Raw genomic sequence first — 26,831 nt, forward strand, 5'->3', positions numbered from 1 at the left:
GGTCTGTCATGGCTCCCGCAGGATCGACGTCGCCGCTCTCACCCGGCGGCCTGGCAGCGCCGCACGGGATTCCCGGTCACCTCGTCGATTTTGTCGAGGCTCTGCGACGACGCGGAATCATGGTCGGCCCGTCCGAGACCGTCGACGCCGGTCAGGTCATGTCGGTTCTCGACCTGCTCGATCGTGAAGCGCTTCGTGAAGGGCTGGCATGCTCGCTCCTGCGTCGACCTACCCACCGGGCGACGTTCGACGCCGTCTTCGACCTGTGGTTCCCCAAGGCGATCGGTGACCGTGCGGTCGGCGACGTCGACGTCACACTGCCGCGCAAGCCAGACGGCTCGATCGACCTGCAGGCATTGCGTGAGCTGATCGCCGAACTGCTGACAGACGGCAGTGACGAGGCGATGGAGATGACCGAACTCTTGACCGCCGCGATGGTCGAGGAACTCGGGCAGTACCAGTCGAGTAATGGCCCGTCGTTCTCCGCCTATCAGGCGCTGCGTGACGTCGCCCCGGAGACGTTGCTCAACAAGATCCTGCAAGGTCTACTCGGCAACCAGGAAGGCTCCGGGTCCGAGGGCAAGGACAACTCCGACTATCAGTCCGAGGTCGCCAAGCGCACGGCAGCGCAGCGCATCGCGGACTTCCGCAAGATGGTCGAGAAGGAAACGCGTCGACGCACCGCCGAGAATCTGGGTAAGGAACGCGTCGCCACGTACGGCGTTCCGAAACTCGCCGAGGAAGTCGACTTCCTGCGGGCCTCCGACGCCGAACTCACCACACTGAAGAAGAACGTCGCACCACTCGCTCGTCTGTTGGCCAGCCGTCTCGCGGTGCGTCGTAGCCGCTCCCGCTCGGGTTCGATCGACCTGCGTCGCACGTTGCGCAAGTCCATGTCGACGGGCGGAGTGCCGATCGATCTGGTGCAGCGCAAGCCGAAGCGAGCGCGGCCGGAACTTGTGGTGATGTGTGACGTGTCGGGTTCGGTGGCGGGATTCAGCCATTTCACCCTGCTCCTCGTCAACGCGTTGCGCGAGCAGTTCTCACGAGTGAGGGTGTTCGCGTTCATCGACACGACCGACGAGGTCACGCGGTTCTTCGACTCGAACGCAGACCTCGGGTCCGCGATGTCACGGATGGTGCGTGAAGCCGAACTGATCACCTACGACGGCCACTCCGACTACGGGCACGCCTTCGGGGTCTTCCAGGAGAAGTTCGCGCAGTCGATCACCAGTCGCACGTCGCTGCTGGTACTCGGCGACGGTCGCAACAACTACCGCGATCCCAACCTCCAGTCGCTGTCGCAGATGGTTGCGGTTGCCAAGCACGCACACTGGCTCAACCCTGAGCCGAAGGGGCAATGGGGAACGGGTGACTCCGCGGCGAAGGTGTACAACGAGGTCATCAGCATGCACGAGTGCCGCTCGGCCCAGCAGCTCGCTGAAGTCGTGTCCCGACTGCTGCCGGTCTGACCCGTAAGCTCGACACTCGTGCAGAAGGGACTATCGGTGGAACGTGCTCGACGCCTCGGAGTGATGGGTGGCACTTTCGACCCCATTCACCATGGGCACCTCGTTGCGGCCAGTGAGGTCGCAGACAGGTTCGGACTCGACGAAGTGATCTTCGTCCCCACCGGACGGCCCTGGCAGAAGCAGGGGAAGGGTGTCAGTCCTGCCGAGGACCGTTACCTCATGACGGTCATCGCCACCGCCTCCAACCCGCGGTTTTCCGTCTCTCGGGTCGACGTCGATCGTGAAAAAGTCACGTACACCGTGGACACACTGCGAGACCTCCGGGCCTACCACCCCGACGCCGAACTCTTCTTCATCACCGGTGCCGATGCGCTGGCCAGCATCCTTTCCTGGCAAGATTGGGAAGAGTTGTTCGCATTGGCGAAGTTCGTCGGGGTATCGCGACCGGGTTTCGATCTCAATGCCGAACACCTGGCCGGTCACCTCGACACCATGCCCGCCGACGCGGTCACGTTGATAGAGATTCCGGCACTTGCCATTTCGTCGACCGAATGTCGGCGTCGGGCAAGTGAAGACCGCCCCGTCTGGTACCTGGTGCCGGATGGAGTGGTGCAGTACATCTCGAAGCGGAACCTGTATCGACCTGTCGACGCGGAGCGCCGCGACGGAGCTACAACGATGTCGGAGCCCGCACCGGGGAAGTCGGAAGCCGTCCCGGGCGCCGAATCGAGCTAGCCGAGAACAACAAGTACTTTCTGAAGACGAAACTGGAGAAATTCGAGTGAGTGCAAACACCGAAGCCATCGACATGGCACGCATCGCGGCCTTGGCAGCCGACGAGAAGCTGGCCACCGAAGTGGTGGTGCTCGATGTGTCCGAACAGTTAGTCATCACGGACTGCTTCGTGATCGCATCTGCGACCAACGAGCGTCAGGTCAACTCGATTGTCGAGAACATCGAAGACCGCCTCCGCGAAGCGGGACACAAGCCGGTCCGTCGTGAAGGCACCCGCGAGGGCCGCTGGGCACTGCTCGACTACGCCGACATCGTCGTCCACGTCCAGCATGACGAGGAGCGCAACTTCTACGCTCTCGATCGTCTGTGGAAGGACTGCCCGACGGTCGAGGTCGAAGGCCTCGGACAGAACCGTCCCGGCCCCGCCGATGCCAACACGGTGTTCGAGACCGACACGGTTTCCGAGCCGGACGCGCAGGATCCCTCGCTGTGACTTCGTCGGCGCCCAGTGCGGCGTCGAACCCTGTCCGCCGGCTCATCCTGCTGCGTCACGGACAGACCGAATACAACGCCGACTCTCGGATGCAGGGGCAACTCGACACCGACCTGTCGGAGTTGGGACGCACGCAGGCCAAGAGTGCAGGTCCGGTGATCGCAGATCGCAGACCGTTGACGATCGTGTCCTCGGATCTGCGGCGCGCGTATTTCACGGCAGTCGCTGTCGGTGACGCCGCCGGACTTCCGGTCCTCACCGACACGCGTTTGCGTGAGACACACCTGGGTGAATGGCAAGGCCTGACTCATCATGACGTCGACGAGCGCACTCCCGGTGTGCGATCTGCCTGGCGAGCGGATGCCACGTTGGCGCCGCCCGGCGGCGAAAGCCGAATCGACGTCGCGAATCGCAGCCTCCCCGTAGTTCACGAATTGCTCGACACGCACCCGGACTGGGCCGAGCGGCCCGTAGTTCTGGTGGCGCACGGAGGCTTGATCGCGGCACTGACAGCGGCATTGCTCGACCTACCCGTCGATCGCTGGGCCGTCCTCGGCGGATTGGGAAACACCAGTTGGGTGCAACTCAGCGGACACGGCGACGTCAAGTCGATCGAGTGGCGACTCGACGTATGGAATGCTTCTGCGAGTGTCGCAAATGACGTCCTCTGAAAGTGCCGACGGGCAGCGCCCCGTCCTCCTCGTGCTCGCGGATTCGCTGTCGTATTTCGGCCCCAAAGGCGGCCTCGCGGCAGATCATCCACGCATCTGGCCCAACATCGTGGCCGACGAACTCGGCTGGGACGTCGAGTTGGTCGCCCGTATCGGCTGGACGTGCCGCGACGCGTGGTGGGCACTGACTCAGGATCCTCGTGTGTGGGCGGCGGTGCCGAGGGCCGGCGCCGTCGTGTTCGCGGTCGGCGGTATGGACTCGCTACCGTCCCCATTGCCTACCGCGCTCCGCGAGACCATCCGCTACGTTCGTCCTCCGGCGCTTCGACGCGTGGTGCGCGAGGGTTATCAGTGGCTGCAGCCGCGGCTTGCACCTCTGGGCCGCCCGGTCGCACTTCCGCCCAAGCTGAGCGTCGAGTATTTGGAAAGCTCGCGAAATGCGTTGGAGTACATGCGGCCGGAACTGCCGATGATCGCGACCCTGCCGTCGGTGCACCGCAGCGATGCCTACGCGAGCGTGCATGCCGGCCGGCCTGCCGCGGTGTCCGCGATCACCGAGTGGGCTACGGAGAAAGACGTTCCCGTAGTCGATCTCGCGGATGCAGTGCGTGACAACGTCTTTTCCGAGAACGGCAACCCCGACGGTATTCACTGGGGTTGGGACGGTCATGTCGGTGTAGCCCGCGCGATGATCGCTGCGATTCGCGGGGTGGAGTCGAAGAAAGTGGTTTCGCCGCAACTGGTATCACCGCCGAGCGAAGTCGGGTAGCAGAATGCCGGTCGTCGTCGTCACGGATTCCTCCGCCTGCATCCCGCAGGAGTCGGCCGACGCATGTGGGATTCAGGTGGTTCCGCTCCATGTGCTCCGTGACGGCTGCGACTTGCGTGAGGGTGTCGACGCAATGCCGAGCGACCTGTCAGGAGTGACAACGGCCGGAGCGTCGCCCGCCGAGTTGTCCGAAGCGTATGCACGCGCCCTGGACATGAGCGACGGTGACGGCGTTCTCGCCGTGCACATTTCACGGCAACTCTCGGGAACGTGGGAAGCCGGACGAGTCGCAGCCCAGGAGTTCGGAGGAGCCGTCCGGATCGTCGATTCGCAGTCGGCCGGAATGGGTTTGGGCTATCCCGCTCTCGAAGCTGCGCGCTTGGCCGAGAAGGGCGCGTCACTCGAAGAGGCGTACGGCCGGGCGGTCGACGTCGCGAGTCGTGGGCGCTGCTACATCGTCGTCGACAAACTTGATCAATTGCGTCGGGGCGGACGAATCGGAACCGCAGCCGCGTTGTTGGGTACTGCATTGGCGATGAAGCCGATCCTGCATCTGGTGGACGGCAAGCTCGTGCTCGGTGAAAAAACACGTACGACCACCAAAGCGCTTGCACGCTTGGTGGATTCGGCAGTCGAGCGCGCCGGTCTCGGCCGCGTGGCGATAGCCGTGCATCACATGCGAGCGCGAGAGCGTGCCGACGCGATAGCGGAACAGTTGGCCGAGCGCATTCCCGATGTGGCGGAATCCGTGGTCACCGACTTCAGCGCGGTTATCGGAGCGCACGTCGGTGTCGGCGCGATCGGTGTTGTCGTGTGTCCGCTGCCGGAGATCGACAGCGCGGTGGACGCGAACACCTGATCGTTTCTCCACAATCCGCGAGTTCTCCACAGATTGAAATTGCTCGTCTTCGGCGGCATGGTCTCTCGTTAGCGTCCAGTCATGAGGATCAGCGAGGAGCGCGAGCGGGCGCGTGATCGCCTCGCGGCGATGGACGGGAACTACCGGCAGCGACAGGCCGTCGACGACTTCGAGGATTCAGCGTCTTTCGAGAGGTCCCCGCAGCCATTCGAGAGGTCCCCCGAGTGGCTTCAGGACTTCGACGAAGACGAATACGAGGCTCAACCCGACTCGTCACGGTTCGATCGGCTGCCCGAGCGCTGGCGCGGTACACGTTGGCGCCCGAGCCGATCGGCGACCTGGGTGTTGGCGATCGTTGCAGTTCTGGCCACGGCAATCGGCTTGTTCACGGTGTGGTGGGATTCTCCGAGTTTGCAGGCGGTCCCACCGTTGCCCTCGCCCCAGAATGTCACGGAGCAGAATGTCACGGCGCAGAATGTCACTGCCGACGATGGTGAATCAGCCAGTCCCGTACCGACCGGCGTCGTAGCGGAGCAGCCGCCTGAGGCTTTGGTGGTCAGTGTCGTCGGACTCGTGCGCACGCCTGGGCTCGTCAACCTACATTCGGGCTCGCGCATCGCCGACGCGCTCGCTGCGGCAGGTGGAGTGCTCGAGGGCGCAGAGACGGTGGGCCTGAATCTGGCACAGAAGCTTGCCGATGGTGATCAGATCGTGGTGGGGGCCGCCGATCAGTCCGGTGGTGTTTCAGCGAGTTCGAGTACCACTGCGGGAGGGACCGGCCCCGCCGCCGCGGGGGAATCCGGCGGGGCTGGTCTGGTGAACCTCAACACCGCTACCGAGGCCGAACTGGACGACCTTCCCGGGGTAGGGCCGGTAACGGCTGCGGCGATCATCTCCTGGCGAACTTCCAACGGAAAATTCACGGACATAGAACAATTGGGGGAAGTCGACGGGATCGGCCCGGCAAGGTTGGCCAAACTGCGAGTGCTGGTATCGGTGTGAACGAACCGGAAGTCTCGCCGGTCCTTGACGCTCGACTGCTACCGTCGGCCGTCGCAGTGTGGGGGAGCAGTGCGGTGGGGATCCTGTTCGGCGCGGTCGCCGCGTGGGTACTGGCGGTGGCATGCGCTATTCCAGCGGCAATCCTCACTTACGCGGTTGTGCGCCGGACATCAGCGGTGTGGGTACGAATCATGTTGGTTGCATTGCTGTTCGGTGCCGGATGCAGTGTCGTCAGCGGGTGGCGGGCGTCCGAGGTCGAGGGGCACCCACTGACCCGGGCTGCCTTCGAAGGAGCGTGGGTGAGTGTCGAAGTGGAACCCTCGGAGGATCCGCACGCAGTCTCTGGCGCGGCGGGTCAAGGTCAGATTTTCTTCAGGGCAACCGTCAATTCGGTGACTTCCCAGAATCACAGGTACTCCGGAGGCGGCCTGGTCACGATCCGGGCGCCCAGTTCGTCGTGGCTCGAAGTTGTTCCAGGGCAGAGCCTCACGGTTCGCGGCCGGGCGAGTCAGCCATGGCGTAGCGATTCCACGCTCGCCGTGATCACGTCCGAAGGGCCTCCCGTCGCGGTGGGAGAAGTGCCCTGGTATCAGCGATGGGCGAGTGTAGTGCGTACTCGTTTCGCCGCTGCGTGCTCGGCTGCGCTCCCGCCGGATCAGGCAGGTCTGCTGCCTGGCCTCGTCGTCGGAGACACATCGGCGTTGTCGCCGGTGGTGAAGGACAACTTCACCGTTGCCGGGCTTTCCCATCTGACCGCGGTGTCCGGCGCCAATATCAGCATTCTGCTCGGGGCGGTTCTGCTGCTGGTCAGAGCCGCGGCGCTCAGTCCGCGCGTCGGTGCTGCTTTGGCGCTGGTAGCCCTCGTTGCGTTTGTTGTCGTCGCGAGGCCGTCGCCGAGTGTTCTGCGCGCCTCGGTGATGGGCCTGATCGGCCTGCTCAGTCTGGTGACCGGTCGACGCAAACAGGCACTGCCTGCTCTTGCCGCAGCCGTCATCGTTCTGGTTGTCGTGATGCCCGAACTTGCCGTCGACTGGGGGTTTGCGCTGTCGACCACGGCCACGGGCGCGCTGGTGATCATTGCTCCGGTGTGGGTGGAGGTGCTTCGTCGACGAGGTTGGCCCCGTTGGTTTTCGGAGATGACAGCCGTCTCGAGTGCTGCGTTTGTCGTGTCTGCGCCACTGGTGGGCGCCATGGCGGGAACCTTCAGTGTGGTTACGATTGCCGCGAACATGGCCGTGGCGCCTGTGATCGGAATCATCACGGTGTTCGGTGCGGTGATTGCCTTGTGTGCGCTGATCTGTCCACCGATCGCGGTGTTCATCACGCCGCTGGTCCGGCCGCCGATGGGGTGGCTGCTGTACGTGTCCGAGCGGGCGGCGGCGCTTCCCGGAGCGTCGGTGGTGGTGCCGTCAGGGCTCATCGGTGCTCTGATCGTCGTGGGCGTCTTACTGGCCGCGGCCCTGACGCTGTGGAATCGGATCTCGAGATGGGTCGTCGGCGTCCTCGTTCTGGGAGTTGTTCTAGCCCTCGTCTTTCAGCACGTGTTCGGCGGTGGTCGTATTGCTCCGGGGTGGGTACTGGTGATGTGCGACGTCGGTCAAGGGGACGGTCTTGTGCTCTCGACTGGAGACGGCAGGGTGATCGTCATCGATGTCGGTCCTGATCCCACGTCGATGGATCGTTGCCTGAACATGTTGGACGTCAACGACATCGCGTTGCTGATGATCAGTCATTTTCACGCCGATCACATCGGTGGATTGGAAGCAGTCCTGAGTGGGCGTTCGGTCGCTGCGGTCGGAGTCGGGTCGATGTTGTTGCCGGAGTCAGGTTTTCGGGCGGTGAAGGATGCGGCCGAATCGCAGGCCGTTCCGGTTGTCTCGTTGCGTGCAGGTATGGAGTTGACGTTGGGATCGGTGAACATGGAGGTTCTCGGACCGTTGCTTCCGGCTCCCCGCGATACGGGGGACGGCGCGGACGCCGCCAACGATCAGTCGCTGGTGGTGATGGCACACACGGACGCGGGTCGAATTCTGTTGACGGGCGACGCCGAAGTTGCGGGGGAGAAGGCCGTCCTCCGATCGGGAACGGACGTGAAGGCCGATGTGTTGAAGCTGCCCCATCACGGTTCTCGGACCACATCGTCGGCATTTCTGGAAGCGGTGCGTCCGAGGTTGACGATGATCAGCGTCGGCGACGGCAACAGTTTCGGGCACCCGAATGAGGAGGTTCTCGACGAACTGGTTTCGTTGGGCGGGGCGGTGGTTCGGACCGACGCCGACGGCACCGTCGCTGTGTACGGCGGGGGCGGCGGGTCTGTGTCGATCGTGTCGGTTCCTCGTGGGACCATCTTCGGGTGAGTAATCCGTCTGGAGTCGATCCGCTGCATCTTGTTCTCGGGGACGACGAGTTCCTGATCGACCGCACGGTATCGCAGCTCATCAGAGCCGTCCGCGGTGACCGCGGCCAGGGTATTTCGGATCTCCCGGTGACCAAGATGCGTGCCGGAGACACCAATGCTCCCGAGTTGGCTGAGCTGCTCAGCCCCTCTCTTTTTGCCGAAGACCGTGTGATCGTCCTGGAATCGGCCGCAGAAGCAGGCAAAGATGCCGTAGCTCTTGTTCTCGAGGCGGCGCGTGAGCCGGCAGAAGGCGTCGTTCTGATCGTCGTGCACTCGGGCGGCGGTCGCGCGAAGGCGTTGGCGCCGGCCCTCGAGAAGCTCGGCGCGACGGTTCACAACTGCGGAAAACTGAACAAGAGTCAGCTTGTCGACTTCGTCCGGGGTGAGTTTCGGACCGCCGACGTGAGGGTTGCTCCCGATGCGATCGCCGCGATGATCGAAAGCGTCGGCTCCAACCTTCGCGAACTTGCGTCGGCCTGCTCGCAATTGGCGGCAGATACCGGCGGCAAGATCGACGTGGATGCAGTCCACAAGTACTACTCGGGCAAGGCCGAGGTTTCCGGATTCGATGTGGCCGACAAAGTTATCGTCGGCGATACCCGGGGTGCGCTCGAGGCTCTGCGATGGGCTGACCAGATCGGAACTGCGCACGTTCTGCTCGCTGACGCCCTCGCCGATGCAGTCCACACCATCGCCAAGGTCGGCCCGTTTGCACGGGGCGGTGACCCGTTCCGGTTGGCGTCGGATCTCGGGATGCCGCCGTGGAAGGTCAAGAAGGCGATCAAGGAAGTCGGCGGTTGGGATCCCACGTCGATCGGCGCTGCGATGCAGATCGTCGCCGCTCTCAATGCCGACGTGAAGGGCGCCGCAGTCGACTCGTCCTTCGCTCTGGAGATGGCAGTGCGGAAAGTGTGCGCGTTGCGGAAGAACTGAGGACAACATGGCCGATCGCGCGGCCGGCCAGAAGTAGTCCGACGACAGTGGCGGCCGTGGCCTCGGCCACCCGGTAGTCGAGGCGTTTCACGCAGGCTTGCTCCAACTGGGTGTGCGGAATGGCCTGAGGCCGTGTCGTTGGTTCACCAGTCCTGATGTCGGTCACTCGTAGGGAGTAGTTCGGCGCCGGATTCATCACACTGCCGCAGACAATTGTTTCTTGGCCGATGCTGTCTACCGGCACCTTCACGGTGGTGAGTAGCGCTCGTCCAGCGGCGAGAAACGCCAAGACTGCAACGAGCGAACACACCACGCCGAAGAAGATCCAGAATTCGCTGCGGCGCCTGCGGCTCCACCATCCGTAGCTTGCTGCGACTCCGACGACTGCAACCGTCAATGATTCCCACCAACGAGGGATCCCCAGGGCCGCCAATACGCCGAAAGCGACGACCGCCCAGAAGACAGTCGTGAACAACCAGCTGCGAGGGCGTTTCCCGTTGACCGCCATCATCAGATGGTCACAGCCCGATCCACATATTCCGTGCAAGACATGGATGGCGGGTTGTCGCTCTGATCCGATTGAGCACGCAAAATAGCCGCCTGGTCTTTCGACCTGGCGGCTATCGAGACGAACCAGTATGACGGCGAACCGTCACAGTGGAAACGTCAGAGCTTGTTGGCAGCCTGCGAGAGTGCAGACTTCTTGTTGGCAGCCTGGTTGGCGTGAATGACGCCCTTGCTGGCTGCCTTGTCGAGCTTGCGGCTGGTGGAGACGAGGAGCTCGTTGGCCTTGTCCTTGTCACCGGCTGCCGCAGCCTCGCGGAATGAACGGATCGCGGTACGCAGCGAGGACTTCACCGACTGGTTACGGAGTCGGGCCGCCTCGTTGGTACGGATTCGCTTCACCTGGGACTTGATGTTGGCCACGCGTAAAATCCTTGTCGTCTTTAGCTGGTTACGGTCGAGAAAGCTGTGGGCGCACTGATGCACCGACTGGCAAGATTACCAGCCGAGGGCCCAAGAACCCAAACCGTCGCACGTTGCGTCTGTCGAGAAGAGTACACCGAGCGCCCGATTTCTCGCCGCGCTGCCGAATAGCCCCACTTGTAGCAGCATGTTGCCCTATGACGCCGCCGCCTTCGAAAAGTTCGAGTAAAACAGGTTCGACCACCACCCGAGCGCGTCCTGCCGCAGTGTTCGACGGATATTCAGACATCGGTCGCTACGAGTTGGCTTTCGACGAGATGTTCGAGCCCGACGGCTCGGTGCGTGCCCCGTACAAGGGTGTGTACAAAGCCCTGGCGCCGACGAGCAGCGCCGACCTTGCCGCGCGTGCCGACGCACTCGGACGCGCATTCATCGACCAGGGCGTGACGTTCTCGCTGTCCGGGCAGGAGCGACCGTTTCCGTTGGATCTGGTGCCGCGCGTCATCGCCGCGCAGGAGTGGTCGCGGCTGGAAAAGGGCATCAAGCAGCGAGTGAAGGCGCTCGAGTTGTTCCTTGCGGACATTTACGGCGAGCAGCGAATCCTGCGCGATCACGTGTTGCCGCGCCGCCTGGTGACCTCGTGCGAGCACTTCCACCGTGAAGCAGCCGGCATCGTGCCGCCCAACGGTGTGCGAATCCATGTCGCGGGTATCGACCTGGTCCGAGACGAGGCGGGAGAGTTCCGAGTTCTCGAGGACAATCTGCGATCTCCGTCCGGTGTCTCCTATGTGATGGAAAACCGTCGCACCATGACTCGGGTGTTCCCGGATCTGTTCATGTCCCACAAGGTGCGGGCGGTAGGTGATTACGCAACACACCTGCTGAGGGCGCTGCGTGCGGGTGCTGCACTCAACGAAGCGGACCCGACAGTGGTTGTTCTCACACCGGGTATCGCCAATTCCGCCTATTTCGAGCATTCATTGCTCGCTCGTCAGATGGGTGTGGAACTCGTCGAAGGTCGCGACCTGTTCTGCCGCGACAACATGGTGTACATGCGCACGACGGAAGGCGAGCGTCAGGTCGACGTCATCTATCGCCGCATCGACGACGAGTATCTCGACCCGATGCACTTCCGTCCGGATTCGATTCTCGGCGTCGCAGGCCTACTGAATGCGGCGCGAGCGGGCAACGTGGTGATCTCGAGTGCCGTCGGCAACGGAGTCGGTGACGACAAACTCGTCTACACCTATGTCCCGCAGATCATCGACTACTACCTCGGTGAGAAGCCGCTCTTGCAGAACGTCGACACGTTCCGCTGTTGGTTGGACGAGGAGTGCGAGCAAGTCCTCGACCGCGTCGCCGAACTCGTCATCAAGCCGGTGGAAGGGTCCGGCGGCTACGGAATCGTCTTCGGACCGGACGCGAGCCCCAAGGAACTGGCCGCGATCACCCGCAAGATCAAGGCAGACCCGCGCGGGTGGATCGCGCAGCCTCTCGTGCAGTTGTCCACGGTGCCGACCAAGATCGACGACGTTCTCTCGCCGCGCCACGTGGACTTGCGACCCTTTGCCGTCAACGACGGTGAGGACGTGTGGGTGTTGCCCGGCGGCCTGACCCGGGTGGCACTTCCGGAAGGTTCGCTGGTGGTCAACTCGAGCCAGGGCGGCGGAAGCAAGGACACATGGGTGCTCGCCAGTCGCAGCTCGGACGAGGACCCAGAGCTGTCCGGTGAGGAACTGGTGTCCGAGCCCCCGGAATCCGCGGAGCCGGTGCAGGGACCCGAACTGAGCACCTCTCAACAGCAGCAGCAACAACAGTGAACACCTCAGAAGTGCCCAGCTACCAAGAACTATCAGCGAACGGAGCGTGGTGACCGATGCTTGCTCGCAACGCAGAGTCCCTCTACTGGATCGGCCGCTACGTCGAGCGCGCCGACGACACCGCTCGGATCCTCGACGTCGCCGTCCACCAACTGCTCGACGACGCAACCGTCGACCCGGACCGCACGTCGCGTCTGCTCCTGCGTGTCCTCGGCATCGAAGCGCCGGAGGAGAAGCTCGACGTACGCTCGCTCACCGACCTGGTTGCGTTCAGCCGCAATCAGGTTGGATCGATCGTGGACTCGCTGGCGAGTGCCCGTGAGAATGCTCGCGGAGCACGTGAGGTCACGTCGAGTGAGATGTGGGAGTGCCTGAACACCACGTACAACGGACTGGCTGAGCGTGAACGCGCGTCACGCAGGCTGGGGCCACACGAGTTCTTCCGTTATGTGGAGGAACGCGCAGCGATGTTCGCGGGGCTGGCGGATTCCACGCTCAGCCGCGACGACGGTTACCGGTTCCTTCTGCTGGGCAGGTCGATCGAACGTGTCGACATGATTGTGCGGATGCTCCTGGCGCGCGCCGGTGACCGCCCGTCGTCGCCGGCGTGGGTCAGTGTTCTTCGCTCGGCAGGCGCACATGACACGTATCTGCGTACGTATCGCGGAGCGCTCGACGCCAATCGGGTGGTCGAATTCATCTTGTTGGACAGACTCTTTCCGCGCTCGGTGTTCCACTCGATCAGGCAGGCCGAGAAGTGCCTGCAGGAACTCGACCCGCAGCCGGGCAGTCGCGTCGGAATCCGGGCGGAGGCGCCGCGGCTTCTCGGCCGCGCACGCAGCGAACTGGAGTTTCTGCCGCAGGGCGTGTTGCTCGAAGATCTGCAAGGACGGTTGCTCGGTTGGCAGGAGACCTGCCGCGAACTGGGTGAGGCGATTGCATTGCAGTACTTCCACGCTGCGCCGTGGGTCGCGTGGACGGATGCCGGCGCCGCGTATGCGGAGTCGACGGTGGAGGGAGAGCTGTGAGCTGGCGAATGAGGGTCGTGCACACCACGGGATATGCGTACGACGCCCCGGTGACGTCGTCGTACAACGAAGCGCGATTGACGCCCCGCGGCGACACCAGGCAGACGGTGATCCTCACGCGCGTCGAAACCCAGCCGGCAACGCGTTCCTATCGGTACACCGATTACTGGGGCACCGCGGTGACCGCCTTCGACTTGCACGCCCCGCACACGGAGCTGGAAGTGACCGGACTGTCGGTGGTGGAGACGGAACCGTTTGTTCAACCCGAGGAAACCGTCGACTGGGATGAATTGTCGGGAAACGCGATTAAAGATCGATTCAACGAGCAACTGAGTTTCACGAGATATGTTCCGCGTGATCGTAAGCTGGCGACAATTGCCAAGGAATTGCGCAAAGATAAATCACCTGAAGATGCAGTAGTGGCTGCGTCGCAATGGGTTTACGGTGAAATGTCATATGTTCCGGGTACGACCGGAGTGCATACGTCGGCGGTCGAGGCCTGGTCGGCCAGGAAAGGTGTCTGCCAGGATTATGCGCATCTGACCTTGGTGTTGCTTCGAACGATGGGCATTCCGTGTCGATACGTTTCCGGCTATCTCCACCCCAAACGTGATGCGGCAGTCGGGGACACGGTCGTGGGTGAATCGCACGCGTGGATCGAAGCGTGGACCGGCGCCTGGTGGGGATACGACCCGACCAATGCGATAGCTGTGAATGAACAGCATGTCTCCGTCGGAATAGGAAGGGACTATTCGGATGTGCCGCCTTTGAAGGGAATCTTTTCCGGTGGACGCTCCACAGATCTCGAAGTTGTTGTGGAGATCACCAGGCTTGCGTAAAGTCCGGCAAATCTAGGCGCGTGAGCATTACTACCGTTCGATGAGAAGAAGGTGGGAATATGTCTCCAACTGCACAGGAATTGACTGAGATCGAACCGATCTCGGATGTGAAGAAGTATGCGGCCGAAGCGGTGGGGACATTTGTGCTCGTGTTCTCCGCGGTCGGAACTGCCGTCTTCGCAGGTGCGAAAGTCGGCAATCTCGGAGTTGCCTTCGCATTCGGCTTGACCCTGCTGTTCCTCGTATATGCGATCGGACCGATTTCCGGTTGCCACGTCAACCCAGCCGTGACTCTCGGCCAATTCGTGATCGGGCGCATCTCGGCCGTCAATGCGGCGATTTACGTTGTCGCGCAAGTGATCGGCGGCTTGGTCGCCGGTGTCGTGATCTACACGGTGGCCAACAGTCTCCCGGCGTACAACCGGGCCGCAGACGGCCTCGGCGCAAACGGTTGGGGCGCACACAGTCCGTCGGCCGAGAAGAATCTTCTCGGACAGGTGGTTTCCGACGGTTACGGCATCGGTGCCGCGATGATCATCGAGATCCTTCTGACCGCACTGTTGGTATTCGTCGTTCTCGCGTCGACCGACCAGATCTCCGACGTGCCGCTCGCCGGGGTGTCCATCGGCTTCACCCTGGCCGTCATTCACCTGATCTCGATCCCGATCGACAACACCTCCGTCAACCCTGCTCGAAGCCTCGCTGTCGCGCCGTTCCAGGACGGTGCACTAGGTCAGGTGTGGTTGTTCATCGTGTTCCCGCTGATCGGCGGTGCGCTCGGTGCACTCATCTATCGAGCGCTCTTCGGACGGTTCAACCGTCTGGACAGCTGATCGATACTGTTTCCATCGTTCGGGTCGGCTTCAGCTCCAGCTGAAGTCGGCCCGAAGTTTTGCCGCGACCACGTCGAACTTCTTGTGATCCATGACGGCGCCCTCGCGCCGAATCCCGCTCTCGGGAACGTCGAGCACCCGGTCGAGCCGGACCCAGCTGGGCCTGCCCTCGCCGTCCCACGGGCCCGAACCGATTGCGAGCCAATCACGCTCGCCTTCGCGTTTGCTCTGCGAGGACAGCATCAAACCGAGCAGCGTGTTGCCGTCACGGCCGACAACCAGCACCGGGCGGTCTTTGCCCTGGGTCGGATCCTCCTCGTAGGCAACCCAGGTCCAGACGATCTCGCCCGGATCGGCCTTGCCGTCGAGGTCGGGGGAGTACTCAACCTTGCGGGCGCGATGTGCGGTCGGAGACGTCCGCGCGGCGATCGGCCGGCCGGACGGACCCGGCTTCGAGGCAGACGACTGAGACGTGGACGACTGCAACTGGCGCAGCAACGCAGGGCCCTTCTCCACCGCGAGGGCGCCGAGGGTTCTGCCGATCTGCTTCCACATGCTTGCCATAGCGTTCGAGCATAATCACCCACCCGTGGGAACCCCTGGTACGGCGGCGCCGAGACTTGGATATCCTGAGGGTTGACAGTGGCCCGGATCCGGGCCGGTGCCGGTCCGACTAAGGGGTCTCCCATCAGCAGCTTCGCCGACAAGACGTTCACGGATCCTGCGCAGATCCGGAACTTCTGCATCATCGCGCACATCGACCACGGTAAGTCGACGCTGGCAGATCGCATGCTTCAGCTCACCGGCGTGGTCGAAGAGCGGGCGATGCGTGCGCAGTACCTGGACCGCATGGACATCGAGCGTGAACGCGGCATCACCATCAAGGCCCAGAACGTTCGTCTGCCCTGGACCGTCGACGGCGAAGAGTTCGTCCTCCACCTCATCGACACACCCGGCCACGTCGACTTCACGTACGAGGTCTCCCGCGCGCTCGAAGCATGTGAGGGTGCAATTCTGCTGGTCGACGCAGCTCAGGGCATCGAAGCTCAGACGCTGGCCAATCTGTACCTGGCGATGGAGAAGGATCTCAAGATCATTCCCGTCCTCAACAAGATCGACCTCCCGGCCGCGGATCCCGACCGCTATGCCGAAGAGATTGCGCACATCACCGGCTGCGAGCCAGGCGATGTCCTGCGCGTCTCGGGCAAGACCGGCATGGGCGTCAAGGAACTGCTCGACGAGGTGATCAAGCAGGTACCTGCACCCGTTGGCGATGCAGACGGCCCCGCCCGCGCGATGATCTTCGACTCCGTTTACGACGCGTACCGCGGCGTGGTCACCTACGTGCGTGTGGTCGACGGTCGGATCCGTCCCCGCGAGAAGATCACGATGATGTCCACGGGCACCACACACGAACTGCTCGAGGTCGGCATCATCTCGCCCGAGCCGAAGGCCAGTATCGGTCTGGGCGTCGGCGAGGTGGGCTACCTCATCACGGGTGTGAAGGACGTCCGCCAGTCGCGCGTCGGTGACACCGTCACCACAACCCGCAACGGCGCGACCGAACCGCTGGTCGGCTATCGCGATCCGAAGCCGATGGTCTATTCCGGTCTCTACCCGATGGACGGCTCGGACTACCCGGTGCTGCGCGACGCTCTCGACAAGCTCCGTCTCAACGACGCGGCCCTGGCGTACGAACCGGAGACGTCGGTTGCCCTCGGATTCGGCTTTCGCTGCGGCTTCCTCGGCCTGCTGCACATGGAGATCACCCGCGACCGCCTCGAACGTGAGTTCGGCCTCGAACTGATTTCCACTGCGCCCAACGTCGTCTACCGCGTCGTGATGGAGGACGGGGCCGAGGTCATCGTCACCAACCCGTCGTACTGGCCGGAAGGCAAAGTTCGCGAGGTCTACGAGCCCGTCGCCAAGTGCACCGTCATCGCCCCGAGCGAGTACGTCGGCGCCATCATGGAGCTGTGCCAGTCCCGACGCGGTGAGCTCGGCGGCATGGACTACCTCTCCGAGACTCGCGTCGAACTGCGCTACGAACTGCCCATGGGCGAGATCATGTTCGACTTCTTCGACGCCCTCAAGTCCCGCACCAAGGGATACGCCAGCCTCGATTACGAGGAGGCCGGTGAGCAGCAGGCCGACCTGGTGAAGGTCGACATCCTTCTGCAGGGTGAGGCCGTCGACGCGTTCTCGTCAATCGTGCACCGCTCCAACGCCGGGGCTTACGGCGGACGCATGACGTCGAAGCTTCGTGAGCTGATTCCGCGCCAGCAGTTCGAGGTTCCGATTCAGGCCGCGATCGGCGCGAAGATCATCTCGCGCGAAAACATTCGCGCAATCCGCAAGGACGTTCTTGCCAAGTGCTACGGCGGCGACATCAGCCGTAAGCGCAAGCTGCTCGAGAAGCAGAAGGAAGGCAAGAAGCGCATGAAGACCATCGGACGCGTCGAGGTGCCGCAGGAAGCATTCGTGGCGGCCCTGACGTCGGAATCGGTCGGCGAGAAGCCCAAGAAGTAGGAGCGCATGGTCACCACCTGGTTGTCCCGAGAGTTCGGAGTCGAAATCCCGGTTCTCGGGGCGCCCATGGGTGGTCGCGCGGGCGGCGCGCTCGCCGGAGCTGTATCGGCGGCCGGTGGGTTGGGTCTGCTCGGTGCGGCCCGGTACAACACACCGGAGTGGATCGAGGCCGAAGCCGAAGTGGCCCGCTCGATCGGCGGAAAGTTCGGCGTCGGCCTGATGACCTGGTCGCTGCCCGAGAACGAGTTGATGCTCGACGCTGCGATTGCCGTCGAGCCGACCATGATCACCTTGTCGTTCGGTGATCCCGCCGCGTATGTCGGACGAATCCACGATGCGGGCATTCCCGTTGTGTCACAGATCAATACGCTCGAGGACCTTCGCATTGTCGAGGCCGCAGGTGTCGACGCTGTGATCGCGCAAGGCGGTGAGGCAGGCGGTCACACGGGCCGAATCGGAACCTTGCCGCTGCTGCAGGAGATCCTCGAAGCGACGTCACTTCCGGTGCTGGCAGCCGGCGGAATCGGAACCGGACGCGGTTTGGCCGCCGTCCTGGCAGCCGGCGGCGAAGGCGTGATGATCGGAACGGCGCTGCTCGCCAGCCCGGAGACGGTCGGGCCGGACTATGCCCGCGACCGCGTCGTCGAAGCCGGAAGTGCGGACACGATTTACACCTCGGTATTCGACCGAGCGCGCAGTCAACCGTGGCCGCAGCGGTGGGGTGGCCGCGCGGTGGCCAACGAGTTCACTGCCGCGTGGCACGGAGTCGACGCCGACGAGGAAACGCTGGCACAGGCGTACGACCCGTCGGATCCGCACAGCGGAGTCGTCTACGCCGGAGAAGCTGTCGGACTCGTGCACGGAACCCATCCGGCCGGCGACGTGGTTCGACGCATCGGCGCCGATGCGGAGCGTCTGCTCTCTCGTTTCGCCTGAAAGCAAGGTCGGACACAGCCGGGTCCCATATGAGAAGGTAAGCCTCTACTAACTAGTGGAGGAGTATTTTCGTGCGTGCGATGAAGTTCTCGGCGGTGGCTCTCTTGGGAGCACTGGTCGTAGGTATCAGTGGATGTTCGTCCTCGGACGCCGACGAGATCGCGGACGGTCGGGTCACCACGATCGACCACAAGTTCGGCGCCACCACGATCACCGGGACGCCGACGCGTATCGTCGCGGCCGACACCCAGTGGCTCGACGCTCTGCTCGAACTCGGAATCCAGCCGGTGGGGTACCTGGCTGCCGGCCCGATGGGCGACGAGCGTGGCCTGTTCCCGTGGGAGAGCGGCGTGGACGCGTCGGCGAAGGAACTTGATCGCTCGGCGATCCAGCAGTTCGGTGTCCCGCTCAAAGCAGAAGAAATTGCAGCCTTGGATCCCGATCTGATTCTCGGCGGGTTCTCCGTCGCCGATCAAGACGATTTCGACCAGTTGAGCAAGATCGCGCCGACAATTGCCGGTCTGTCCGACGTCCAGGTCGATCCGTGGCAGGACCAGGTCGAGATTCTCGGTCGAGTTCTCGACAAGGAGTCGCGCGCCGACGCGATCGTCGAGGCGACAAACGGGCAGATCGATGCGCTCGCACAGCGACTGCCAGGCCTGAAGGGCAAGACGGCGCTTCTGTCGCAGTACGTCTTCCCGACGTCGCAGTTGGTGATCGTCGCCGATCCCAAGGACGGCGCATCGGGATTGTTCACTAGCCTGGGAATGTCGTTGCCGCCCAAGCTCGTCGAAGAGGCGGGCGTTACCGGTGGCCGGCTGATGCTCAGCCCGGAACGGGTCGACGCTCTGAGCGCCGACGTCGTGGTGTTACTGCCGAACGGCGGAACGCTGGAAGACATGATGAAGCTGCCGGGGTTCGCTGACCTACCCGCAGTCAAGAGTGGCGGTCTGGCCATCGTCGACTATCCGACTGTCGCCGGGTTGAACACTCCGTCGTCGCTGTCGCTGAAGTACTCGCTCGAATCGATAACGCCGCAGCTCGAAGCGGTAGCCGGCTAGCACTGCTGTGCGCCTTTATTAACCGCGGGCGGTTAATAAAGGCGCACAGCAGGGGGTCTAGGTCGCGTTGTGCGCGGGCTGGAAAGCTCCGGCTTCGGCAGCTTCCTCGGCGCGGATCACGTGGACCACGGCGTTGATCAGCGCCAGGTGTGTGAACGCCTGCGGGAAGTTACCCAGATGGCGACCGGTGTGGGCGTCGATCTCTTCGGCGTACAGCTTGAGCGGGCTCGCGAACCCGAGCAGGCGCTCGCAGAGATGCTTTGCCCGATCCAGTTCGCCGATCTCGACGAGGGCGGAGACGAGCCAGAAGGAACAGATGGTGAACGTGCCCTCCTCTCCGCTCAATCCGTCGTCGGTGGTGTCGACGCGATAGCGCAGGACCAGCCCCTCCTCGGTGAGCTCGTCGGCGATCGCCAGCACCGTCGCCCGGATGCGCGGATCGTCGGCCGGCAGGAAGCGCAGCAGCGGTGCCAACAAGAGCGACGCGTCGAGTGAATCGTGGCCGTACCGTTGTGTCAGAACTCCGCGCGAGTCGACGCCGTGCGCGAGGATGTCGGCCTTGATCTCGTCCGCGATGGCCGTCCATTGCTGCGCAAAGCTCTTCTCGCCCTGCATCTCCGCCAGCTTGGCGCCGCGATCGAGTGCGACCCAGCACATGATCTTCGACGACGTGAAGTGCTGTGGTTCGCCGCGCACTTCCCAGATCCCACGGTCGGGTTGGCGCCAGTGCTTGATCGCTTCCTCGACCTGCTTCTTGAGTAGCGGCCACAGCGCTTCGGGGACACGCTCGCGGGTGCGGATGTGGAGGTACACCGAGTCGAGCATGGTGCCCCAGATGTCGTGCTGCTGTTGATCGAATGCGCCGTTGCCGATGCGCACCGGACGGGCACCGTCGTATCCGGAGAGATGGTTGAGTTCGGATTCCTCGAGTGTGCGCTCGCCGCCGATGCCGTACATCACCTGCAAGGGATGCGGCTGACCGTTGTCCGAACTCGACACGTCGTAGATGAAGTTGAAGAAGTCGTTGGCCTCACGGTCCAACCCGAGCGTGTAGAGACCCCACAGTGCGAAGGTGGAATCGCGAACCCACGCGTAGCGGTAGTCCCAGTTACGTTCTCCGCCTGGTGTTTCCGGAAGCGAGGTCGTCGACGCCGCGAGCAAGGCTCCGGTCGGCGCGTAGGTGAGCCCCTTGAGTGTGAGCGCACTGCGCTGCAGGTATCCGCGCCACGGGTGATCGGGGAACTTGCCGATCGTCACCCACTCGCGCCACGACTTGGACGTCTGCCACATCTTGTCGGCGGCCTCGTCGAACGTCTGCGGCGCGGGAAGATCCGACCACGAGAGCGCGACGTACACGTTGTCGCCTTCGACCAGTCGCGTCCGGGCCCGTGCCTCACGACCTTCCAGGCCCAGTCGTAGGTCGGTGGTCAAGCGCAGAGTTGGGTGGTCTCCGGGCTTGGCGGAGCGACACGTTGCCGTTGCTTCCTCGTAGACCTTTCCGGTGTACTCCCAATTTGCCGTGCCGCGGTGATAGTCGAACGCGGGCTCGCAGCTCATCTCGAGTTCAACGGTGCCGCTGACGCATTTGACCGTACGGAGAAGGGTGTGTTCGGCATCCCAGTCTGTGGGTGTGCGCTTGTGGGTGTTCGATCGCTTGTCGACGTTGTGCCAAGGACCGAGGACCAAGGCATCGCGTACGACGAGCCAGCCGGTCTCGGTCTGCCAGGTGGTCTCGAGAATGAGTCCACCCGGCAGATAGCGTCGGGCGGCCGGGACGTTCTGGCCGTACGGGCCGATGCGGAAATGGCCTGCGCTGCGGTCGAGGATGGCACCGAACACGCTGGGGGAGTCCGGGCGGGGAACGCACATCCACTCGACAGATCCGTTACGGGCAATCAGGCACGAGGTTTCGCAATCGGAAAGAAACGCGTAGTCGTCGATAGGGGGAAAGTTGCTTCGATGGTGACCCGTGGAGGCGGGAGGAATCGTCTGCACCACTTCGTCGTCAGCACTCATTCGGCCATCATCCGGCCAGAATCGACACACGTCCAATCCACACGCTGTCGGGACCGTATCGTCCGAAGGATAGGGTGTTGGCGTGGATCGGATAGCGGATTGGTGGGACAGCTTCGAGCTGTGGATGGCGGGGCTCCCGTTCATCCCGCAGGTCGCGTTGGTCCTGATCGTCGTCGTTCCGCTGTGCCGCCTGGTGGCCATCGGTCTGGATCGCGCGTTGGCCGCCGTTCTCGCTCTGCCGCTCTTCGGCTGGTTGCGTAGGAATTCTCGAGAAGTAGAGGAAAGCTGATGCCCCGCTCACGGGTCACTCTCGCCCTGATAGCCCTGATTCTCCTCGTGATCGTCGCGTGGCTTCTCACCCGTTAGTTCTCCCGATTAGAGCGGGCGCCGGTGCTCTGCTAAAGTCCACCGCGTGTCCGAAGCAACAGCTCCCGTAATCCGCCACCAGTTGGCGTTGATTGCTGTCGGCATGCTCGACGTCGCTGACGTCGCCTGTTGTTGATTTCCTGAGTTCGACCTCTCCGGTGGTGCTGCGCACCCCACTCGAACTTCTCTGCGCGTAACTCGCGCCCCCGATTCAGGGCTCATTGCCCGTCGGCTCTCCATGTCTGAACATCCCGATGGAATCAGCCCCAGAGGTCTCGGACTTGTCGTTTGACCAACCCTCGTTTGTCAGTCCTTTCAGGAAGGTATCTGCAATGAAACGCCGTTCCCGCACACTTCTCACTGCTATCGCGACCATGGGGGCCGTGGTACTCACAGCGTGCAGTGGTGGCTCGAGCGACACCGTGGGTGGTGACAGCGCCGCCAGCGACGGTAGCGCCGGCACGATCAACCTGTTCGCCTACGCCGTGCCGAAGCCCGGCTTCGACAAGCTCACCGCAGCCTTCCAGGCGACAGACGAGGGCAAGAACGTCAACTTCAATCCTTCGTACGGCGCCTCGGGCGACCAGTCGCGCAAGGTGAAGGACGGCGCCGAGGCAGACTTCGTCAACTTCTCCGTCGAGCCCGACATCACCCGCCTGGTCGATGCCGGTCTGGTAGATCAGAACTGGAACCAGGACGCCTACAACGGAATTCCGTTCGGATCGGTAGTCACCATCGTGACGCGTCCGGGGAACCCGAAGGGCATCAAGGACTGGGACGACCTGCTTCAGCCCGGCCTCGAGGTCGTCACGCCGAACCCGTTCAGCTCCGGCTCGGCCAAGTGGAACCTCTTGGCGCCGTACGCCGCCAAGAGCGACGGTGGCAAGAACCCGCAGGCGGGTCTCGACTACGTCACCGCCTTGGTCAACGATCACGTCAAGATCCAGCCCAAGTCGGGACGCGAGGCTTCGGAAGCCTTCCTGCAGGGCAGCGGTGACGTTCTGATCAGCTACGAGAACGAGGCACTGTTCATCGAAGGCAACGGCGACCCGGTCGAGCACGTCACCCCGCCCACGACCTTCAAGATCGAGAACCCGGTTGCCGTGATCTCGAACAGCAAGGTCCTCGACAAGGCGACCGCGTTCAAGGACTACCTGTACACGACCGAGGGTCAGACGCTCTGGGCCGAAGCAGGATTCCGTCCCGTTGATCCCGCCGTCGCTGCCAAGTTCACCGACAAGTTCCCCGAGCCGACCAAGCTGTGGACCATTGCAGACCTCGGCGGCTGGAAGGCCGTGGACAGTGCTCTGTTCACCAAGGACACCGGTTCGATCGCAGTGATCTACGACAACGCGACCAAGTAAGACTGACGTGACTGACACTATTGACCCCACCCCCGTGGCTCGTCGGCGAAAACTCGCGCGGGTCACGGGGAGTGTGGGGCCGCTCGGAATCGGAGTGGCCACCCTGTGGCTCTCCGTGATCGTTCTGCTTCCGCTCGCCGCGTTGACCGCCACCGCGTTCGACGAGGGGATCTCCGGATTCTGGGACGCCATCACCGCACCCGTCGCCTTGGCGTCGTTGCGCGTGACGTTGTTGGTCTCGGTGATCGTGGCATTGATCAACGTCGTGATGGGCACGATCATCGCGTGGGTGCTGGTCCGGGACGACTTCCCGGGCAAGCGCATCGTCAACTCGATGATCGATCTGCCGTTCGCACTACCGACCATCGTGGCGTCGATCGTGCTGCTGTCTCTTTACGGCCCGCAGTCACCGATCGACATCCACCTCAATGCAACCCAGCCCGGACTGATCGTGGCATTGGCCTTCGTGACCTTGCCGTTCGTGGTTCGCTCGGTGCAGCCGGTGCTGATGGAGGTCGACCGCGAAGTCGAGGAAGCCGCTGCATCGTTGGGGGCTTCCAACTGGACGATCTTTCGTTCCGTCGTTCTTCCGACGCTGGCGCCTGCCGTCATCTCCGGCGCGGGGCTCGCATTCGCCCGAGCGATCGGTGAATACGGCTCGGTCGTTCTGATCGGCGGCAACATCCCACGCGTGACACAGATGACGTCGCAGTACATTCAGCAGCAGATAGAGATCGATCGTCCGACCAACGCCGCTGCCGTCTCGGTAGCGTTGCTGGCCATCGCATTCGTGACGCTGTTCGTCCTGCGAATCTTCGCCTCGCGGGGACAGCGACGTGAGGAGAGTTCCCGATGAACGTGTCCAGAGGATCGAAGATCGGTCTGCGGACCATCGCTCTCGTCTACCTGTTCGTGTTGTTGGTCGTGCCGATCGGTGTGATCCTGACGCGAACGTTCGAGAACGGAATCGGCCCGTTCCTCGAATCGATCACGACACCGGCAGCGATCTCCGCGCTGAATCTTTCGCTGATCATCGTGGCGATCGTGGTCCCGATCAACGTGGTGTTCGGTGTTGTCACGGCTCTGGCACTCGTGCGTGGGCGTTTCCCGGGGCGGGGCGTACTGCAGTCGGTGGTCGACCTGCCCTTCGCAGTCTCGCCCGTCGTCGTCGGTGTGTCGTTGATTCTTCTGTGGGGTGCCAACGGTTGGTTCGGCGGCATCGAATCGTTGGGGTTCAAGGTCATCTTCGGCTTGCCAGGCATGGTGATCGCGACGATTTTCGTGACGCTGCCCTTCGTCGTCCGGGAAGTCGAACCCGTACTTCACGAGATCGGCGACGAGCAGGAACAAGCAGCCGCGACGCTCGGTGCCTCGGGCTGGCAGACGTTCTGGCGGATCACCTTGCCCGCGATCCGTTGGGGCTTGACGTACGGAATCGTGTTGACGGTGGCGCGTTCGCTCGGTGAATTCGGCGCAGTCATCATGGTCTCTTCCGGCTTCCCGGGGGTATCCCAGACACTGACATTGCTGGTGCATTCGCGATACATCGACGACCACAACACTTTTGGTGCGTATTCGGCGGCAACGCTGCTGATGGGCATCGCCATCATTGTCCTGTTGCTGATGACGCTGCTGGACCGTAAGAGGAGCACCACATGATCACAGTGACCGGGGCCCGCAAGAACTACGGTGACTTCGCGGCGCTCGACGACGTGACGGTCAACATTCCCTCGGGTTCGTTGACGGCATTGCTCGGGCCAAGCGGCTCGGGAAAGTCGACGTTGCTGCGTTCGATCGCAGGGCTCGAAGAGCTCGATTCGGGAACCATCACCATCGCAGGCAAGGACGTCACCGGCGTCTCGCCGCAGAAGCGTGACATCGGTTTCGTGTTCCAGCACTACGCAGCGTTCAAGCACATGACGGTGCGAGACAACGTGGCGTTCGGGCTCAAGATCCGCAAGCGCCCGAAGCCGGAGATCGAGAAGAAGGTCAACGAACTTCTCGAGATCGTCGGCCTCGACGGCTTTCAGCATCGGTACCCCGCGCAGCTGTCCGGCGGTCAACGTCAGCGCATGGCGTTGGCGCGCGCTCTGGCGGTGGATCCGCAGGTGCTCCTGCTCGACGAGCCCTTCGGCGCCCTCGACGCGAAGGTCCGTGCCGACCTGCGCACGTGGTTGCGTCGCCTGCATGACGAGGTGCACGTCACCACCGTCCTGGTCACACACGACCAGGAAGAGGCTCTCGACGTCGCCGACCGCATCGCGGTGCTGAACAAGGGGCGGATCGAGCAGATCGGTGAACCTGCCGACCTGTACGACCGCCCGTCCAACGACTTCGTGATGTCCTTCCTCGGATCCGTCGCGAAGCTCAACGGGCAGTTGGTCCGTCCGCATGACATCCGTCTCGGCCGCGATCCGAGCATGGCTCTCGCTCAGGAGTCCGGAACGGCCGAGTCCCTCGGCGTCACACGCGCAACCGTCGAGCGCGTCGTGTATCTCGGCTTCGAGGTTCGAGTCGACCTGCGCAACGAGGCAACCGGTGAGTTGTTCTCGGCTCAGGTCACCCGCGGTGACAGTGCAGCTCTGCACCTCGAGGCGGGGGAGACGGTCTACGCCCGGGCTACCCGGGTGCCGGATCTGCCGGAGACTCCGGTGGTGACGCCGGAGCAGGAACCGGTGACGGTGAGCGTCGTCGGCCAGGTATGACCCGCTAGCCCTGTTTGACCTGTTTCACCCCCACTCCTGTTTGAGCGAACGGCACTTTCGGCCTCCTGATAGCGCCGAAAGTGCCGTTCGCTCAGAGGTGGGGGTCGGGCAACAGCGAGACGAGTTCAGCCCTCTCGGCAGACGAGGACCGGGCATTGGGCGTGGTGGATGAGGCTCTGACTGGTCGATCCGACTATCGACGCCATGAACGGGCTGCGGCCGTGGCTACCGACGACTACGAGTTGCGCTTCCGCCGAGTGCTCGAGCAGTGCCTTCATCGGTCCGCTGCGCTGGACACTCCGGGTGACTTCGACATCGGGGTACTTCTCCGTCCAGCCGGCGAGGCACTCGGACAGCAGAGCGTGCTCATGCTGTTCGTACGGTCCCCAGTCGACGAAGCGCCTGGCTTCGGAGTACCCGCCGAGCGAGGCGTGCTCGTTCCAGGTGTGAACCGCAACCAAGGGCGCGCCGAGGAACGCGGCAAACTCGAAAGCATGCGCGACGGCGAGTTCGCTGAGCTTGCTCCCGTCGACGCCGACGACGATGGGCCTGGTGTCGGCGACCGCGTGCTCGCCGGTACCGCGGAACACCGCCACGGGGCAGTGCGCCCGGTTGACCACTCGAATGGTGTCGGAACCGAGAAACACCGATTGCATTTCGCTGGTACCGGCCTGGCCGAGTGCAACGATGCGAGCGGATTTCGAAAGTTCGACGAGTGTGGTTGCGGGAGTGCCGGTCACGAGGCCGCGTTCGACGGTGACGTCGGTGTGATCGTCGCGAATGGCGTCCTCGGCCTCGTCGAGTAACTTTGCACCCTCGACGCGAAGGTGGTGGTCGAACATCTCTTCGTCGGTGACGTTGGTACCGCCACCTGACTCGGGTTGTCCCGGCAGAACGTGGGTCAGTCGCAATGGTTCGTCGAATCTCTTTGCAGCCGATGCTGCCCACCTCGCGGCGTTGACCGCGCTTGCCGAGCCGTCGATGCCGGCCACGATTCCGTGTCGAACAGATGCACTGGTCATGGAAGTCTCCTCGCGTCGCCTCCCTACCAGTGTGTCCCTGGTCACCCCGGGTT

Annotated in this window: 27 protein-coding genes; 22 read left to right on the forward strand and 5 right to left on the reverse strand. The window is 63.2% G+C overall.

Annotated elements, in window-relative coordinates; genetic code table 11:
• Positions 1 to 8 precede the first annotated feature (8 nt).
• The 9 genes from AC2ETI_RS13510 (at position 9) to holA (ending at position 9,332) form a co-directional block, all read left to right on the forward strand.
• A complete protein-coding gene (locus tag AC2ETI_RS13510; protein WP_483634028.1) occupies positions 9 to 1,472 on the forward strand; it encodes a vWA domain-containing protein in 1,464 nt (487 codons plus the stop codon).
• An 18-nt stretch (positions 1,473 to 1,490) separates the two neighbouring features.
• Positions 1,491 to 2,207, forward strand: a complete 717-nt coding sequence (nadD, locus tag AC2ETI_RS13515) for a nicotinate-nucleotide adenylyltransferase (RefSeq protein ID WP_003944462.1) — start codon at positions 1,491 to 1,493, stop codon at positions 2,205 to 2,207.
• A 46-nt stretch (positions 2,208 to 2,253) separates the two neighbouring features.
• Complete coding sequence (gene rsfS, locus AC2ETI_RS13520; RefSeq protein WP_003944502.1) at positions 2,254 to 2,700, forward strand: ribosome silencing factor; 447 nt, start codon at positions 2,254 to 2,256, stop codon at positions 2,698 to 2,700.
• A complete protein-coding gene (locus AC2ETI_RS13525; RefSeq protein ID WP_019749053.1) occupies positions 2,697 to 3,371 on the forward strand; it encodes a histidine phosphatase family protein in 675 nt (224 codons plus the stop codon). Before rsfS ends, AC2ETI_RS13525 begins: the two co-directional genes overlap by 4 nt.
• Positions 3,358 to 4,140, forward strand: a complete 783-nt coding sequence (octT, locus tag AC2ETI_RS13530) for a diglucosylglycerate octanoyltransferase (protein WP_019749052.1) — start codon at positions 3,358 to 3,360, stop codon at positions 4,138 to 4,140. Before AC2ETI_RS13525 ends, octT begins: the two co-directional genes overlap by 14 nt.
• Positions 4,141 to 4,144: 4 nt before the next feature.
• A complete protein-coding gene (locus AC2ETI_RS13535; protein WP_019749051.1) occupies positions 4,145 to 4,999 on the forward strand; it encodes a DegV family protein in 855 nt (284 codons plus the stop codon).
• An 81-nt stretch (positions 5,000 to 5,080) separates the two neighbouring features.
• Entirely contained in the window at positions 5,081 to 6,001 is a 921-nt protein-coding gene (locus AC2ETI_RS13540) for a ComEA family DNA-binding protein (protein WP_070797099.1), read from the forward strand.
• On the forward strand, positions 5,998 to 8,358 hold the full coding sequence (locus AC2ETI_RS13545) for a ComEC/Rec2 family competence protein (protein ID WP_483634029.1): 2,361 nt from the start codon (positions 5,998 to 6,000) through the stop codon (positions 8,356 to 8,358). Before AC2ETI_RS13540 ends, AC2ETI_RS13545 begins: the two co-directional genes overlap by 4 nt.
• Positions 8,355 to 9,332, forward strand: coding sequence for a DNA polymerase III subunit delta (gene holA, locus AC2ETI_RS13550; RefSeq protein ID WP_003944476.1), 978 nt, complete (start codon positions 8,355 to 8,357; stop codon positions 9,330 to 9,332). Before AC2ETI_RS13545 ends, holA begins: the two co-directional genes overlap by 4 nt.
• On the opposite strand, the gene AC2ETI_RS13555 is transcribed toward holA, so the two are convergent.
• Together AC2ETI_RS13555 and rpsT are read right to left on the reverse strand one after the other, a co-directional pair.
• Complete coding sequence (locus tag AC2ETI_RS13555; RefSeq protein WP_139120592.1) at positions 9,244 to 9,840, reverse strand: cytochrome d ubiquinol oxidase subunit II; 597 nt, start codon at positions 9,838 to 9,840, stop codon at positions 9,244 to 9,246. The two genes, holA and AC2ETI_RS13555, sit on opposite strands and share 89 nt — an antisense overlap.
• A 158-nt stretch (positions 9,841 to 9,998) precedes the next feature.
• Positions 9,999 to 10,259 carry a 30S ribosomal protein S20 gene (gene rpsT / locus AC2ETI_RS13560; protein WP_003944567.1) on the reverse strand — a complete coding sequence of 87 codons (261 nt, stop codon included), beginning with the start codon at positions 10,257 to 10,259 and terminating at the stop codon, positions 9,999 to 10,001.
• Between the two features lie 197 nt (positions 10,260 to 10,456).
• Between rpsT and AC2ETI_RS13565 the strand changes: the two genes are divergently transcribed.
• Genes AC2ETI_RS13565 through AC2ETI_RS13580 form a run of 4 tightly spaced genes read left to right on the forward strand, consistent with a single transcriptional unit; the run spans position 10,457 to position 14,779 of the window.
• Positions 10,457 to 12,079 carry a circularly permuted type 2 ATP-grasp protein gene (locus AC2ETI_RS13565; RefSeq protein ID WP_019749047.1) on the forward strand — a complete coding sequence of 541 codons (1,623 nt, stop codon included), beginning with the start codon at positions 10,457 to 10,459 and terminating at the stop codon, positions 12,077 to 12,079.
• A 56-nt stretch (positions 12,080 to 12,135) separates the two neighbouring features.
• Positions 12,136 to 13,107 carry an alpha-E domain-containing protein gene (locus AC2ETI_RS13570; protein WP_019749046.1) on the forward strand — a complete coding sequence of 324 codons (972 nt, stop codon included), beginning with the start codon at positions 12,136 to 12,138 and terminating at the stop codon, positions 13,105 to 13,107.
• An 8-nt stretch (positions 13,108 to 13,115) separates the two neighbouring features.
• Entirely contained in the window at positions 13,116 to 13,946 is an 831-nt protein-coding gene (locus AC2ETI_RS13575; protein WP_007731033.1) for a transglutaminase family protein, read from the forward strand.
• Between the two features lie 59 nt (positions 13,947 to 14,005).
• Positions 14,006 to 14,779, forward strand: a complete 774-nt coding sequence (locus AC2ETI_RS13580; RefSeq protein WP_019749045.1) for an aquaporin — start codon at positions 14,006 to 14,008, stop codon at positions 14,777 to 14,779.
• A gap of 30 nt (positions 14,780 to 14,809) precedes the next feature.
• On the opposite strand, the gene AC2ETI_RS13585 is transcribed toward AC2ETI_RS13580, so the two are convergent.
• The gene (locus AC2ETI_RS13585) at positions 14,810 to 15,343 is read right to left on the reverse strand and encodes a type II toxin-antitoxin system PemK/MazF family toxin (RefSeq protein ID WP_041815038.1); all 534 of its coding nucleotides are present in this window, start codon (positions 15,341 to 15,343) and stop codon (positions 14,810 to 14,812) included.
• A 72-nt stretch (positions 15,344 to 15,415) separates the two neighbouring features.
• Here AC2ETI_RS13585 and lepA point away from each other — a divergent pair, with 72 nt between their 5' ends.
• The 3 genes from lepA (at position 15,416) to AC2ETI_RS13600 (ending at position 19,305) form a co-directional block, all read left to right on the forward strand.
• On the forward strand, positions 15,416 to 17,308 hold the full coding sequence (gene lepA / locus AC2ETI_RS13590; protein WP_003944564.1) for a translation elongation factor 4: 1,893 nt from the start codon (positions 15,416 to 15,418) through the stop codon (positions 17,306 to 17,308).
• Positions 17,309 to 17,314: 6 nt separating this feature from the next.
• Positions 17,315 to 18,244 (forward strand): NAD(P)H-dependent flavin oxidoreductase, encoded by a 930-nt coding sequence (locus AC2ETI_RS13595; protein WP_020908208.1) that lies wholly within the window; start codon positions 17,315 to 17,317, stop codon positions 18,242 to 18,244.
• Positions 18,245 to 18,324: 80 nt separating this feature from the next.
• Positions 18,325 to 19,305: an ABC transporter substrate-binding protein gene (locus tag AC2ETI_RS13600; protein ID WP_257207966.1), complete on the forward strand. Its 981-nt coding sequence runs from the start codon at positions 18,325 to 18,327 to the stop codon at positions 19,303 to 19,305.
• A 57-nt stretch (positions 19,306 to 19,362) separates the two neighbouring features.
• On the opposite strand, the gene AC2ETI_RS13605 is transcribed toward AC2ETI_RS13600, so the two are convergent.
• A complete protein-coding gene (locus AC2ETI_RS13605; protein ID WP_003944557.1) occupies positions 19,363 to 21,321 on the reverse strand; it encodes a glycoside hydrolase family 15 protein in 1,959 nt (652 codons plus the stop codon).
• 82 nt (positions 21,322 to 21,403) lie between these two features.
• Between AC2ETI_RS13605 and AC2ETI_RS13610 the strand changes: the two genes are divergently transcribed.
• The 6 genes from AC2ETI_RS13610 to AC2ETI_RS13635 all read left to right on the forward strand — a co-directional run bounded on the left by AC2ETI_RS13610 (position 21,404) and on the right by AC2ETI_RS13635 (position 25,756).
• A complete protein-coding gene (locus AC2ETI_RS13610) occupies positions 21,404 to 21,610 on the forward strand; it encodes a hypothetical protein (RefSeq protein ID WP_003944489.1) in 207 nt (68 codons plus the stop codon).
• A gap of 123 nt (positions 21,611 to 21,733) precedes the next feature.
• Positions 21,734 to 21,823 (forward strand): Ms4533A family Cys-rich leader peptide, encoded by a 90-nt coding sequence (locus AC2ETI_RS13615; protein WP_309599318.1) that lies wholly within the window; start codon positions 21,734 to 21,736, stop codon positions 21,821 to 21,823.
• Positions 21,824 to 22,019: 196 nt separating this feature from the next.
• Positions 22,020 to 23,051, forward strand: a complete 1,032-nt coding sequence (locus AC2ETI_RS13620) for a sulfate ABC transporter substrate-binding protein (RefSeq protein ID WP_003944569.1) — start codon at positions 22,020 to 22,022, stop codon at positions 23,049 to 23,051.
• 7 nt (positions 23,052 to 23,058) lie between these two features.
• Entirely contained in the window at positions 23,059 to 23,907 is an 849-nt protein-coding gene (cysT, locus tag AC2ETI_RS13625; protein ID WP_003944556.1) for a sulfate ABC transporter permease subunit CysT, read from the forward strand.
• Positions 23,904 to 24,710, forward strand: a complete 807-nt coding sequence (gene cysW / locus AC2ETI_RS13630) for a sulfate ABC transporter permease subunit CysW (protein ID WP_003944503.1) — start codon at positions 23,904 to 23,906, stop codon at positions 24,708 to 24,710. The genes cysT and cysW overlap by 4 nt, the downstream gene beginning before the upstream one ends.
• Positions 24,707 to 25,756, forward strand: coding sequence for a sulfate/molybdate ABC transporter ATP-binding protein (locus tag AC2ETI_RS13635; protein ID WP_020908203.1), 1,050 nt, complete (start codon positions 24,707 to 24,709; stop codon positions 25,754 to 25,756). Before cysW ends, AC2ETI_RS13635 begins: the two co-directional genes overlap by 4 nt.
• 125 nt (positions 25,757 to 25,881) lie before the next feature.
• Here AC2ETI_RS13635 and AC2ETI_RS13640 read toward each other — a convergent pair whose 3' ends face one another.
• Positions 25,882 to 26,778 (reverse strand): universal stress protein, encoded by an 897-nt coding sequence (locus AC2ETI_RS13640; RefSeq protein WP_019749037.1) that lies wholly within the window; start codon positions 26,776 to 26,778, stop codon positions 25,882 to 25,884.
• Between the last annotated feature and the right edge of the window lie 53 nt (positions 26,779 to 26,831).

The sequence above is a fragment of the Rhodococcus sp. MurmanLake-1 genome, from assembly GCF_056945715.1.